The organism is Pseudomonas sp. L5B5, assembly GCF_020520285.1.
In the GTDB taxonomy this organism is placed as follows: Bacteria; Pseudomonadota; Gammaproteobacteria; order Pseudomonadales; family Pseudomonadaceae; genus Aquipseudomonas.
In genome coordinates, this window is record NZ_CP084742.1 from 1,395,518 (window position 1) to 1,408,650 (window position 13,133).

The 13,133-nt window shown below is 66.0% G+C and carries 13 protein-coding genes; 7 read left to right on the forward strand and 6 right to left on the reverse strand.

The genetic code is table 11. The features are described 5' to 3' along the window. The first annotated feature begins 9 nt into the window (after positions 1-9). The 5 genes from LGQ10_RS06255 to LGQ10_RS06275 all read left to right on the forward strand — a co-directional run bounded on the left by LGQ10_RS06255 (position 10) and on the right by LGQ10_RS06275 (position 5,296). The gene (locus LGQ10_RS06255) at positions 10-1,035 is read left to right on the forward strand and encodes a LacI family DNA-binding transcriptional regulator (RefSeq protein WP_319003946.1); all 1,026 of its coding nucleotides are present in this window, start codon (positions 10-12) and stop codon (positions 1,033-1,035) included. 159 nt (positions 1,036-1,194) lie between these two features. Continuing rightward, positions 1,195-1,977, forward strand: a complete 783-nt coding sequence (locus LGQ10_RS06260; protein ID WP_058436670.1) for a sugar phosphate isomerase/epimerase family protein — start codon at positions 1,195-1,197, stop codon at positions 1,975-1,977. Beyond that, positions 1,970-2,926 carry a sugar kinase gene (locus LGQ10_RS06265; protein WP_226524985.1) on the forward strand — a complete coding sequence of 319 codons (957 nt, stop codon included), beginning with the start codon at positions 1,970-1,972 and terminating at the stop codon, positions 2,924-2,926. The genes LGQ10_RS06260 and LGQ10_RS06265 overlap by 8 nt, the downstream gene beginning before the upstream one ends. A 75-nt stretch (positions 2,927-3,001) precedes the next feature. Next, positions 3,002-4,297 carry an MFS transporter gene (locus tag LGQ10_RS06270; protein ID WP_058436668.1) on the forward strand — a complete coding sequence of 432 codons (1,296 nt, stop codon included), beginning with the start codon at positions 3,002-3,004 and terminating at the stop codon, positions 4,295-4,297. 18 nt (positions 4,298-4,315) lie between these two features. Beyond that, positions 4,316-5,296 (forward strand): 2-hydroxyacid dehydrogenase, encoded by a 981-nt coding sequence (locus LGQ10_RS06275; RefSeq protein WP_226524986.1) that lies wholly within the window; start codon positions 4,316-4,318, stop codon positions 5,294-5,296. A gap of 245 nt (positions 5,297-5,541) precedes the next feature. Here LGQ10_RS06275 and hcnC read toward each other — a convergent pair whose 3' ends face one another. The 6 genes from hcnC to LGQ10_RS06305 all read right to left on the reverse strand — a co-directional run bounded on the left by hcnC (position 5,542) and on the right by LGQ10_RS06305 (position 10,774). Further along, complete coding sequence (hcnC, locus tag LGQ10_RS06280; protein WP_058436666.1) at positions 5,542-6,786, reverse strand: cyanide-forming glycine dehydrogenase subunit HcnC; 1,245 nt, start codon at positions 6,784-6,786, stop codon at positions 5,542-5,544. Continuing rightward, positions 6,779-8,188, reverse strand: coding sequence for a cyanide-forming glycine dehydrogenase subunit HcnB (gene hcnB, locus LGQ10_RS06285; protein ID WP_226524987.1), 1,410 nt, complete (start codon positions 8,186-8,188; stop codon positions 6,779-6,781). The genes hcnC and hcnB overlap by 8 nt, the downstream gene beginning before the upstream one ends. After that, on the reverse strand, positions 8,185-8,502 hold the full coding sequence (gene hcnA / locus LGQ10_RS06290; protein WP_058436664.1) for a cyanide-forming glycine dehydrogenase subunit HcnA: 318 nt from the start codon (positions 8,500-8,502) through the stop codon (positions 8,185-8,187). Before hcnA ends, hcnB begins: the two co-directional genes overlap by 4 nt. A gap of 373 nt (positions 8,503-8,875) precedes the next feature. After that, positions 8,876-9,817, reverse strand: a complete 942-nt coding sequence (locus LGQ10_RS06295) for a hypothetical protein (protein WP_058436663.1) — start codon at positions 9,815-9,817, stop codon at positions 8,876-8,878. 190 nt (positions 9,818-10,007) lie between these two features. Further along, positions 10,008-10,394 carry a hypothetical protein gene (locus tag LGQ10_RS06300; RefSeq protein WP_058436662.1) on the reverse strand — a complete coding sequence of 129 codons (387 nt, stop codon included), beginning with the start codon at positions 10,392-10,394 and terminating at the stop codon, positions 10,008-10,010. Positions 10,395-10,432: 38 nt separating this feature from the next. Beyond that, positions 10,433-10,774 (reverse strand): hypothetical protein, encoded by a 342-nt coding sequence (locus tag LGQ10_RS06305; protein WP_226524988.1) that lies wholly within the window; start codon positions 10,772-10,774, stop codon positions 10,433-10,435. A 181-nt stretch (positions 10,775-10,955) separates the two neighbouring features. Between LGQ10_RS06305 and LGQ10_RS06310 the strand changes: the two genes are divergently transcribed. Both LGQ10_RS06310 and LGQ10_RS06315 read left to right on the forward strand, forming a co-directional pair. Continuing rightward, positions 10,956-11,639, forward strand: coding sequence for a response regulator transcription factor (locus LGQ10_RS06310; protein WP_053128966.1), 684 nt, complete (start codon positions 10,956-10,958; stop codon positions 11,637-11,639). Further along, complete coding sequence (locus tag LGQ10_RS06315; RefSeq protein WP_226524989.1) at positions 11,617-13,008, forward strand: sensor histidine kinase; 1,392 nt, start codon at positions 11,617-11,619, stop codon at positions 13,006-13,008. The genes LGQ10_RS06310 and LGQ10_RS06315 overlap by 23 nt, the downstream gene beginning before the upstream one ends. Positions 13,009-13,133: the final 125 nt, after the last annotated feature.

Here is a 13,133-nt window from a genome sequence, read left to right on the forward strand (position 1 = left end):
TCATCGCCCGTGAATCAGTTTTCCGCTGCCCAGCGCAGCCGCGTCACCATGCTCGATGTCGCCCGCCGTGCCGGGGTCTCCAAGGCCAGCGTGTCGCGTTTCATCGGCGAAGACCGCGCCCTGCTCTCCGATGCCATCGCCTTGCGCATCGAACAAGCCATCGGCGAACTGGGCTATCGCCCGAACCAGATGGCCCGCGGCCTGAAACGCGGGCGCACACGCCTGATCGGCATGCTGGTAGCCGATATCCGCAACCCTTATTCGATTGCCGTGATGCACGGAGTGGAAACCGCCTGCCGCCTGCACGGCTACAGCCTGGTGGTGTGCAACACCGACCGCGACGACCAGCAAGAGGCCCGGCACCTGGCCAACCTGCGGGCCTACAACATCGAAGGCCTGATCGTGAACACCCTCGGCCACCACCTGGACCTGTTGCAACAACTGCAGCAGGAAATGCCCATGGTGCTGGTGGATCGCAAGCTCGCGCGGTTGCAGGCCGATCTGGTGGGGCTGGACAACCCCGGCGCCGTGCACAGCGCCATCGAACACCTCGAACAGCAGGGCTACCGTGACCTGCTGCTGGTCAGCGAACCCCATGACGGCACCAGCTCGCGCCTGGAACGCAGCACCAGCTTCAAGGCCGAGATCGTCCGCCGCCCGCCCCTGCGGGGTCAGGTCCTGGAAACCGGCGCCGGGTTCAATGCCGGCCTGCAGACCTTCCTCGACACCCCGGGCCCCGGGCCCAAGGCGCTGTTCTGCGCCAATGGCGTGGCCACGCTGGCGGCCTGCGACGCCCTGCGCCAGCTCGGCAAGCCATTGTTCGGCGAGCTGGGGCTGGTTGCCCTCGATGATCTGGATTGGTATCCGCTGGTGGGCAACGGCATCACCGCCCTGGCCCAACCCACGGCAGCCATGGGCGCCAGTGCCTTCGAATGCCTGCTCAAGCGCCTGCAGGGCGATACCGGACCGGCGCGGGTGATGGACTTTCCAACGCAACTGATAATCCGCGGTTCGACCCGCCAGGCCCGAGGATAAGGCTGTGCAAGGCCGTGCGAACCTGGATGCACGGCGTGTAGCCGCTGCCACAGGCTGCGCATGGGCGCGCAGCGGCCACAAGGTGCGGCAAACGCAGGGATAGACAACAACACGCAATTGACTCGAACAAAAATGAAACCGGTTTCAGAGGTAGGCAACATGATTAGATCCCCCGTTTCCATCAGCCTGTCCAGCTACGGCGCGGACCTTGTGCGCCAGCACGGCCAGGGCCATTTCATTCCCCTGGTGGCCGCTGCTGGTGCCTCCTGCATTGAATGGCGCGAAGAACTGCTGACCGGCGAGAACCCCGCCGAACTGGCCCGCAGCGCTCGTGAACACCGCCTGGACAGCGTGTACTCCTCGCCCCTGGAACTGTGGCAGCCAGGTCGCAGCGAACCCGCCCCGCAACTGTCCGCCACCTTGCAGCGGGCCCGGGAATTCGGCGCCCGCCAGCTCAAGGTGTCCCTCGGTCATTTCAACGAACACCATGACCTGCGCTGCCTGGCCAGCCTGCTGTTCCGCCAGCCGCTGGAGTTGCTGGTGGAAAACGACCAGACCGCCCACGGCGGGCGCATCGAGCCGTTCCAGCGGTTCTTCAGCGCCGTGGAATCACTCAACCTGCCGCTGCGCATGACCTTCGATATCGGCAACTGGCAATGGCAGGAACAATCGGCCGTCAATGCCGCCCGCCTGCTGGGCCGGCATGTGGGCTACGTGCATTGCAAGGCGGTGCGCCAACGGGTCGACGGCAAGCTGGTGGCAATACCGCCCGGCACCCCGGAGCTGCATCAGTGGGAACAACTGCTGCGGCACATGACCCAAGGTATTACCCGGGCCGTGGAATACCCGTTGCAGGGCGACGACCTGATGCGAGTGACCGCCACCCAGGTCGAGCTGCTGGCCCACCTGGGGCAGTCGCGACTGGAGAACACCCATGTCTGAGATCGATATCCTGTCCTTCGGCGAGACCATGGCCATGTTCGTCGCCGAACACAGCGGCGACCTGGCCCAGGTCGAGCACTTCCACAAGCGCATCGCCGGCGCCGACAGCAACGTGGCCATCGGCCTGTCGCGCCTGGGCTTCAAGGTGGCCTGGCTGAGCCGGGTCGGCAACGATTCCCTGGGACGCTTCGTGCTCGACACCCTCAAGACCGAGGGCCTGGACTGCCGTTTCGTGCGGTGCGACCCGCTGCACCCCACCGGCTTCCAGCTCAAGTCGCGGGAAGAGACCGGCGACGATCCCCGAGTGGAATACTTTCGCCGCGGTTCGGCGGCCAGCCACCTGAGTGTCAGCGATATCGCCCCGCCGCTGCTGCGGGCCCGGCACCTGCATGCCACCGGGATCCCGCCGGCGCTGTCGGACTCGACCCGCGAGCTGACCCATTACCTGATGCGCACCCAGCGCGCCGCCGGGCGCAGTGTGTCGTTCGACCCCAACCTGCGCCCCGGCCTGTGGTCCAGCGAAGCGACGATGGTCCGCGAGATCAATCGCCTGGCGGCCCTGGCTCATTGGGTACTGCCGGGGCTGGGCGAAGGTCGTTTGCTGACCGGCTACGAGGACCCGGCGGACATCGCCGCCTTCTACCTGGATCAGGGCGCCGAGGCCGTGGTGATCAAGCTCGGCAGCCACGGTGCCTACTACCGCACCCGCCTGGATGAGGGTTTCGTCGACGCGGTACCGGTGCCCCAGGTGGTGGACACCGTGGGCGCCGGCGATGCCTTCGCCGTGGGCCTGATCAGTGCCCTGCTGGAAAGCTGCGGCATGGCCGAAGCGGTGCAACGTGCCAACTGGACCGGCAGCCGCGCGGTGCAGAGCCGCGGTGACATGGAGGGCCTGCCCTACCGCCATGAACTGCCCACCCAGGCGCCGCGTCTGACGGCCGCGCTCTAGCGCAGCCTTGCCCGCGGGCCCCGGAACCCGACAACCACCTGCTGCCACAAGAACAACAAGCTCAGGAGAACTGCCATGGATACGCTCAAACTTGCCGCCCGCCGCTGGTGGTACATCATGCCCATCGTCTTCATCACCTACAGCCTGGCCTACCTGGACCGCGCCAACTACGGCTTCGCGGCCGCCTCGGGGATGGCCGAGGACCTGAACATCACCCCCGGGCTGTCATCGCTGCTGGGCGCGCTGTTCTTCCTCGGCTATTTCTTCTTCCAGGTGCCGGGGGCGATCTATGCCCAGCGGCGCAGCGTGAAGAAACTGATCTTCGTCAGCCTGATCCTCTGGGGAGGCCTGGCCACCCTCACCGGCATCGTGGCCAACGCCTACATGCTGATCGGCATCCGCTTCATGCTCGGGGTCGTGGAGGCCGCGGTGATGCCCGCGATGCTGGTGTACCTGTGCCACTGGTTCACCCGTGCCGAACGCTCGCGGGCCAACACCTTCCTGATCCTCGGTAACCCGGTGACCATGCTCTGGATGTCGGTGGTGTCGGGTTACCTGGTGGAGCATTTCAGCTGGCGCTGGATGTTCATCGTCGAAGGCCTGCCGGCAGTGCTCTGGGCCTTTATCTGGTGGCGCCTGGCCGATGATCGACCCAGCCAGGCGAAATGGCTGAGCGAGCAGGAGAAGCAGGACCTGGAGCAGGCCCTGGCTGCCGAGCAGCAAGGCATCAAGGCGGTGAAGAACTATGCCGAGGCGTTCCGTTCGCCCAGGGTGATCATCCTGGCCTTGCAGTTTTTCTGCTGGAGCATCGGCGTCTATGGTTTCGTCCTCTGGCTGCCCTCGATCCTCAAGCACGGCGCGCAGATGGACATGGTCGAGGCCGGCTGGCTCTCGGCCCTGCCTTACCTGGCGGCGGTGATCGCCATGCTGGTGGTGTCCTGGGGTTCGGACCGGACCCAGAAGCGCAAGCGCTTCGTCTGGCCGCCGCTGCTGATCGCCGCCTTCGCGTTCTATGGCTCCTACCTGCTGGGGGCGGAGCATTTCTGGTGGTCCTACGGCCTGCTGGTGCTCGCCGGAGCCTGCATGTATGCGCCCTACGGCCCGTTCTTCGCCATCGTCCCGGAGATCCTGCCGGCCAACGTTGCCGGCGGTGCCATGGCGCTGATCAACAGCATGGGGGCCCTGGGCTCGTTCGGTGGTTCCTACCTGGTGGGTTACCTGAACAGCACCACCGGCTCGCCGGGAGCCTCCTACCTGCTGATGAGTGGCGCGCTGCTGCTCTCGGTACTGCTCACCCTGCTCCTCAAGCCAGGCACCAGCACGCCACAAGCCAAGCCCCTGGCGCTGCGCCGACGCCTGGCCCACTCCTGAATCGCCACAGAGACTCCCATGAAAAAACACCTGGTGCTGTACAAGAAACTCTCGCCATCGCTGATGGCACGCCTGCAGGAACACCTTACCGTGACCCTGATCGAGAACCTGGACGACGCCGGCCTGGAGCGCCTGCGCCAGGCCCTGCCCGAGGCCCATGGCCTGCTGGGCGCCAGCCTGCGCCTGGACGCCCGGCTGCTGGACCTGGCCCCTCGCCTGGAGGCCGTGGCCAGTGTCTCGGTTGGGGTCGACAACTACGATATCGACGACCTGACCCGGCGCGGCGTCCTGCTCAGCAATACCCCGGACGTGCTGACCGAAACCACCGCCGACACCGGTTTCGCGCTGATCCTGGCCAGCGCCCGGCGGGTGGTGGAGCTGGCGAACATGGTTCGCGCCGGCCAGTGGAATCACAGCATCGGCCCGGCGCACTTCGGCAGCGACGTGCATGGCAAGACCCTGGGCATCATCGGCATGGGACGCATCGGCGAGGCCCTGGCCCAGCGTGGGCATTTCGGCTTTGGCATGCCGGTGATCTACCACAGCAACCACCCCAAGCCGGCGGTGGAGCAACGCTTCGGCGCCCGCTACCGCAGCCTCGAGCAACTGCTGCAAGAGGCCGACTTCATCTGCCTGACCCTACCGCTGACCGCGCAGACCCAGGGCCTGATCGGTACCCGGGAGTTTGCCCTGATGCGGCCCGAGAGCATCTTCATCAATATCTCCCGGGGCAAGGTGGTGGACGAGGCGGCGTTGATCCAGGCCTTGCAGGAGCGGCGCATTCGCGGCGCTGGCCTGGACGTGTTCGAGCGTGAGCCGCTGGATCATCACTCGCCGCTGCTGCAACTCTCCAATGTGGTGGCCACCCCGCATATCGGCTCGGCCACCTTCGAGACCCGCGAAGCCATGGCCCGCTGCGCGGTGGACAATATCCTCGCGGCGCTGGCCGGCGAACGCCCGGCGAACCTGGTCAACCCGGCGGCCTGGAACCACCACTAACCCGGTGCAGCCTGCGGCAGCGGCTACACCAATGTGGCGTTGCACAGCCCCTGTAGCCGCTGCTGAGCTTGCGAAGCTGCGCCAAGGTCCGCAGGACCTTCCAGCAATCGCCCAGCCACCCCACCCCTGCGACAGCGGCTGCGCGGCAGAAACAAAAAGGCCCGCCGGCGCAAGGTTCGCAAGCGTGCTGCTCAACGAAACCTCGCACCGGCGGGCCGGCGTGGCTGACGTTCAGGCCAGGCGAACTACGCCTGTTTCTTCTGCGGCTCCAGGGCGAAGCGCCGGGCCAGGAACGGCGTGATATCCAACGGCAGGGCCTCGTCGTTCACGAGCTTGTCCAGCAACACTCCGGTGATCGCCGAGGTCAGGATGCCGGTGCGGAAATGCCCGCAGGCATTGAGGTAACCCTCGATCCCGTCCATCGGCCCGAGAATCGGCAGCTCATCCGGCGAACCGGGACGCAGCCCCGCCCAGCAACGCTTGAGGTTGACCTGGGCCAGTTCGGGAATGCAGCGCACCGCGCCCTGCACCAGGCCGTTGATTTCCGGGTAGGTGGTGGTGACGTCGAACCCCTTGTCCTCGGTGGTGCTGCCGATCAGGATCTCGCCATTGTCCTTCTGCGCCATGTAGCAGTCGCTGGTGGTCAGGCAACCATTGAGCAGCTTGGGCATGCGCTCGGTCAAAAGGATCTGGCCCTTGACCGGCTTCACCGGGATTTCCATCCCCGTGGCCTGCAGGCTCAGCTCGGCGGCCCAGGCACCGGCGGCGTTGATCAGGGTCGAGCAATGGAACAGCCCGGCCTCGGCGGTCTGCACACCACTGACCCGGTTGCCCTGGTGCAGGACCCCGGTGACGTTGGTGTTGAAGTACACGTCCACGCCATTCTGCCGCGCGCCCTCGGTGTAGGCGTCGGTAAGGCGGAACGGGTTGACCTGGTGGTCGCAGAGGAACTCCAGGGCACCCTTGGCCTCATGGCTGATGCTCGGCTCGGAGGCACGCAGGGCTGCCTGGTCGAGCCAGCGCACCTGTTCCGAAAGGTGCGGGATGCAACCGACGATATGCTCGGCGTACAGGCGGTCTTCATCGTCGTAGATGACGAACTTGAGCCCGGTGTGCTCGAACTTGAAGTCCATGCCGTGCAGGCCGATCAGTTCGCGGTGCAGGCGCGGGTACAGCTCGTTGGACTGCAAGGCGAAATCGAAGAACGATTGCGGCAGGATGTGCGGGGTGCTGGAGTCCACCACCACCGCCGACCCTTGGGCCTCGCGCTTGCGGTTGGCCGACATCATGCGAAAGAAGATCACCCCGCATCCCAGGCCCACCGACTCGCCAATGGCCCACAGGCCACCGGCCGAGGCGCGACTGGCGTTGCCCGGGCGCTTGGAATCGATCAAGGCCACCTTCAGGCCCTTGCGCTTGGACAGCTGGTAGGCGCAGGACGCCCCGATTACGCCGCCGCCGGCGATTACCACGTCATAGTGCTTAGTCATGCTTGGAGACCTCCTGGTCGGCTGGCGCAAAGGCGGAAAACGGAATCGGGTCCAGCGGGAAGCGCGGGCGAATCCAGCCCACGTCCTTGCGCCCGGTGGCCTGGCGCAGCCGGTCGCTGCAGTAACCCACGCACATCCGCCCCTGGCAGTCGCCCATGCTCACCCGGGTGCGCATCTTCAGGCTGGCCATGTCCTGCACGCCCTGGGCCAGGGCCTTTTCGATGTCGTTGCGGGTGGTGTGCTCGCAACGGCAGATCACCGTGTCGCCCTTGGGCAGTTCTATCTGTCCGACACCACGTGCGGTATAGCGGTCCACCGCACCGCGAAAACGCAGGATCGAGGCCAGCTTGCGCTCGTAGCCCTGGCGCCGTTGCAGGGCCGCCTCGTTGCTCAGTACGTCGCGCTGCATGAGGATCGACAACGCCGCGATACGGCCGCTGAGCATCGCTGCCTCACCACCACGGATGCCCCCCATGTCGCCGGCCAGGTGGATGTGCGGCTCGCTGCTCTGCTGCCAGACGTTGGCGTTGGCCCGCAGGTAGCCGTCGTCGCTGAAATTATGCTCCAGGCCCATCTGCTGGCTGAGCTGGGTCCGGGGAATGAAACCGTAGCCGATGGCCAGGGTCTGGGCGGCGATGCGCTGGGCCTGGGACATGTCCGGCTGCCAGTCGCTGGAATACGGCGCCACGGTCACCACGCTCAGGGCATCCTGGCCCTGGGCCTCGACCACGCCCCAGCCATAGCGCAGGGCGATGCCGTGCATCTTCAGGTAGGCCAGCATGCTCAGGCCGTCGAGGAACAGCTGTGGCTTGTTGAGCAGGGCCAGGCTCTGCTTGGCGATCTTGCCCAGCGCGCTGGCCTCGTAGACCCCGGCCACCCGCACACCCGCGGCATGCAGCTGGCAGGCCACCAGGGGCAGCAACGGACCGGTGCCGGCGATCACCACCGGGCTCTGGGGCTTGACCACCCCGCTCTTGATCTGCAGTTGCAGGCCACCGAGCAGCTTGACTCCGGGCAGCGTCCAACCGGGAAACGGCACGCTGCGCTCGTGGCAGCCGGCAGCCAGCACCAGTTGCCCGTAGGGCACTTCCTGCACTTGTTCCTCGGCGTCGAGCAGCATCAGGCTATGGCTGCCCTCGGCACCGATCACCCGGCTGTTGAGGCGCACGTCGATCATCTGCTCATGGTCGCCGAAGTCGCCATGCAGCTTGGACAGCATCTCGCAGTAGCGCGGCCCCAGGTAATCCAGTTGCACGCCATCGCGCAGCGGTCCGCGATAAACCACTCCTCCAAGGCGCGATGCTTCTTCGATCAGGGTGCTGTGCACGCCGTGCTCGGCCAGTTCGATGGCCGCCGCCATGCCCGCCGGCCCGCCGCCGACGATTACCGGATTCTGGCTCATAGGCTGGGCTCCTGTTCACTGATGCGGTTGGTCAGGGTCTGCACCTGCATGCCTGGCTTGACCAGGGTCTGGCAGGCACGGCGCTTGTGCCGGCCATCGATCTGCACCAGGCAGCAATGGCACACGCCCATGCCGCAGTAGGCACCCACCAGTTGTCCATGGTCATTACGGGCCACCTGGCGCAGGCCGGTGGCCTGGATCACGCTGAGGACGGTCTCGCCCACCGCGGCGGTGACCGACTGGCCATTGAGGCTGATGGTCATGTCCGCCTGCTGCAGCGGCTGAATGTCGAAGTTGCGGTCTATCTGACGCATTGCGGTTCATCCGTGAAAAAGTGAAAGGCGGTTGCCGGCATCCTGCCGTCCGGGTCCCGGTGCGGGGACGTGGCAACGTCACGGTTCCGAAGACTCTGTCAGAACCAGGCGCGGGCCAATCTAGTCGGTTTGTCGGACACGAGTATTGACCTGGGCCAAGCAAATGCCCGCGTGACGTCATGAAAATGCCGCCAGTGTCCCGACGTCTCGGGCCAGGGGCAAAAAAAACCGCTGCCGGCGGGGGCCGGCAGCGGTTCGAAGAGACATCAACGATGCCTGGGCATCAGTGCATGAACAGGGCAATCAGGATGATCACCGGGATAGGTACACCAAGGAACCACAAGAGTAATGAGCGCATGGGAAAATCTCCTGATCAGTGGTTGGCAACGGGCGCTGCGGTACGCGGCAGGACATCGGTCTCGACCCAGACCACCGCATCGCGGCGGCGCCCGCCGAACAGTGCGGCCAGGCTGGCGCAGAAGGCCCCGCAGAGCAGCGCGATGAACATCCAGAGCGACGACCAGGCAGCCACTTTGGCGGCTACATCGGCAGCTTCCTTGGCCGCTTGCTTGGTTTGCTCCACGGCCTGGTGGGCCTTGGCAAAGACTTCGTCGACCCGGCGTTCAGCCTCGGCCTGGCCAAGGTTGGTGCGCTGGGCCACCAGCTGCGCCAGGTAGCCGCGATCCTCGGGGGTGAGCTGACCGTCGTTGCTCAAGGTGCGCACGAAGATGCGTGACACCGTGCCACGCGCCGCGTCGTCACTGACTGCCACCGGGCGATCATCGCGAAACAGGCTGTCGACGAAATAACCGTAGTCATCCTTCGATCCCTGGCTGGCGGCCTGGCCGGCCGCCTGGGTCGCAGCACCCGCCACCCCGGCAGCGACCTGGGCGCCCGCCTGCAAGCCGCCACCTACGAGGCTGCCCACCGCACCGACCAACAGCGTCGCGGTGACCAGGGTCGCCACGGCCCAGGCCAGGAAGCCGTGGGCCGTGTCGCGGAAATACACCTCGTCACCGTGCAGGTTGGCCCACTTCACCCGCAAGCGTCCGGCCAGGTATCCACCCAGGGCGGCAGCGACGATCTGCGTCAGTGCCAGCCAGATAATGCTGGAGATACCCAGGCCCTTGGCCCCCAGGCCGCTACCGGCCCAGGGCGACACCGAGGAGAACCCCAGGCCAAGGCCCAGCAGCAAGAGAATCAACGACAGCGCCGCCGCAGCGGCGGCGCCGGCGAAGACGGCCGACCACGACACGCCCGAGTGGTGACTCGAGGCATCCGCGGTGGCCAGCAGGTGTTCAGAGGGTCTGTTCATTGTTGTTCGGCTCCAGGCATGAAAAATGGTGTTACACGTCTCGAAGGGACAGGTGCAGCCACCGTGCCAGTTGCACGAACTTTATAAGCTCTTGTATTTCAATGAGTTGCGATAAACAGGTAATCCCGGATCGTGCAATTTACCGACCCGGGAGTTTTCGGGCGGGCGTTCTGCACGGCCCGCCGGGCGCTCAGGCCCGCCGGCTCCGGTAGAGCTCCCGGCCGCGGGTCCAGCACAGATGCACCACCAGTACCAGGATCCACAGCGCCAGCAGCAGGTTGCCCGCCAGGGTAAATTGCGCGATGCCCTGCCCCCACAAGATAAAGAGCGGCAATGCCAGCCAGGGCGAACGACGAAAATCCAACAGCCGCATGATGCCCGGCACGGCCACCGCCATCAGGGCGATGACCAGGACGTCCAGGCCGCGATACCCCAGCATCCAGCGCGCATAGCGAGGGTCGCGGGCATAGTCCTCCAGGTAGCCCGGCAGGCGCAGCGCCAGATCCACGGCGAGACTCAACAGCAGGCTGGCCACCAGCAGCCACAGCAGGCCTTTGAAACGTGATGCGTAGTTCATTGCACAACACCTTGATCCACATAAGGTCAATCGGGTTTTTAATGTCGCTTGTAGCTCTTGTTGCCACTGGGGGTCAGGCAGTACACCCCGCCCCGGGGCCCGGTGCAGAAACTGCCGCTGCCACAGGCGCATCCCTGGGCGTCGCGCAGCAGGGGCTCGGCCCGTGGGGTAGTGGAGCGCTGGCCAAACATCAGGGCGCAGTTCTTTCTCGACGCGCTGATGGAGCCGTCGTTGCACAGGAACAGCTCGCCGTCGCAACGGGCGATGCCGCCCTTGCGCCCGGAACAGGGCTGGTTGGCCGCCAGCACCGCGCTGCTGCACAGCACCATCAGGCAGAGAAAGGACAATGGCTTCCAGCCAACCCGGGGCAAGCCCGTCATGGATGTGCCTCCTGGCAATAAAAGTGGCGCGATAATATCAGGCAGCGCGGCCTCTGGCAGGGGCTTGTTCAAGGTCTGGCCAGCGGCCCGGCGGCGCAGATGAAAGTTTTTTTAGAATCCCGGCCGTGGTTTCTTGGCAGAATGCCCGCCTGTGTCAAGAACCGCTAAACAGGTAACGCCTATGACCCGCATCCTGACCATCGAAGACGACGCCGTGACCGCCCGGGAAATCGTCGCCGAACTGAGCAGCCACGGCCTCGACGTGGATTGGGTGGACAATGGCCGCGAGGGCCTGGTGCGCGCCGTCAGCGGCGACTACGACCTGATCACCCTGGACCGCATGCTGCCCGAGCTGGACGGCCTGGCCATCGTCACCACCCTGCGCACCATTGGCGTATCGACGCCGATCCTGATGATCAGCGCGCTGTCCGATGTCGACGAGCGCGTGCGCGGCCTGCGCGCTGGTGGCGACGACTACCTGACCAAGCCTTTCGCCTCCGACGAGATGGCGGCGCGGGTCGAGGTGCTGCTGCGGCGCAAGAACACCGTCAAGGATTTCGACACCAGCCTGCGGGTGGCGGACCTCGAACTGAACCTGATCAGCCGCGAGGCAACCCGCGCCGAGCAGTTGCTGAGCCTGCTGCCCACCGAATACAAGCTGCTGGAATTCCTGATGCGCAACACCGGGCAGATCCTCTCGCGGATGATGATCTTCGAGGAGGTCTGGGGTTATCACTTCGATCCGGGAACCAACCTGATCGACGTGCACATCGGCCGCCTGCGCAAGAAGATCGACCCACCCGGCATGGCCCCGCTGATCCGCACCGTGCGAGGCTCGGGTTATGTCATCGCTGAACCCCTCTAAGGGCTGGCGCTCCTCCAGCAGCCGCCTGCTGGCGCTCTACAGCACGCTGTTCGTGGCCTGGAGCTGCATCCTCATGGGCGTGCTGTACTACGAAGTCTCCAGCTACCTGGACAGCCTGGCCAAGCATTCGCTGATGCAGCGCCAGCATCTGTTCGCCCGCTTCGAGGGCGAGCAGCTGGTGGAGGCCCTGGCCACCAGCATGACCTTCGACATGCGCGCCATCGACGCCTACGGCCTGTTCGATGCCCAGCGCCGGCCGCTCAGCGGGCCGATCCGCGAGATCCCCGAAGACCTGCCCCTGGACGGCCGGATCCACGAGCTCAAGAGCTGCATCGACTCCGACGACCCAAGCCTGCCCCGCGACAGCTGCGATGCGGTGGCGACCCTGACCCGCGACGGTCACTGGCTGGTGCTGGTACGCGACAACGGCTCGCTGTTCGCGGTGACCCGGATCATCCTGCACGCCCTGCTCTGGGGCGTGTCCCTGACCATCATCCCCGGTGCGGCCGGCTGGCACCTGTTGCGGCGCCGGCCATTGCGGCGCATCCGGCAGATCCAGGCCAGTGCCGATGCCATCGTCGCCGGCGACCTGACCCGGCGCCTGCCACTGTCCAATCGGCGCGACGAGCTGGACATGCTGGCGGCCATCGTCAACGCCATGCTCGAACGCATCGAGCGGCTGATGCACGAGGTCAAGGGTGTGTGCGACAACATCGCCCATGACCTGCGCACCCCGCTGACCCGCCTGCGGGCCCAGCTCTATCGCTTGCAGCAGCAAGCCGAGGAAGGTTCGCCCCAGGCGACGCAGATGGACCAGCTGCTGGCGGAAGCCGACACCCTGATGGCGCGCTTTCGCGGGCTGCTGCGGATTTCGGAGCTGGAAGACCGCCGGCGCCGCTCGGGCTTTCTGGAGCTCGACCCGCTCCCCCTGTTGCAGGAGCTGCACGACTTCTACCTGCCCCTGGCCGAGGAAGGCCGCCTGAGCCTGGTGCTGGAGGTGCCGCAGAGCCTGCCGCGCATGGTCGGCGACCGAGCGCTGCTGTTCGAGGCCCTGGCCAACCTGCTGAGCAACTCGATCAAGTTCACCCCGCCGGGCGGCGAGGTGATCCTGCGCGGCCTGGACGACGGCGGCAGCCCGCGCCTGGAAGTGCTCGACTCCGGCCCCGGGATTCCCCCGGCGGAACGCGCTGCCGTGTTCCGGCGTTTCTACCGGGTCGACGAAAACAACGCCCAGGGCGGATTCGGCCTGGGCCTGTCGATCGTCGCGGCGATCGTCGACCTGCACGGTTTCAAGCTCGACGTCGGCACCAGCGAACGCGGCGGCGCCCGCCTCAGCCTGGACTGCCATCCCAGCCTGATCACTGAATAGCCGCTGCCGAGGCGGCGAGGCTGCGCCAAGACCCGAGGGACCTTCCTGCGATCTCCGACCGATCCCAATCGTGGCCGCTACGCGCCCCTGCGCAGCCATCGGCAGCGGTTGCACGGAGTCGGCGA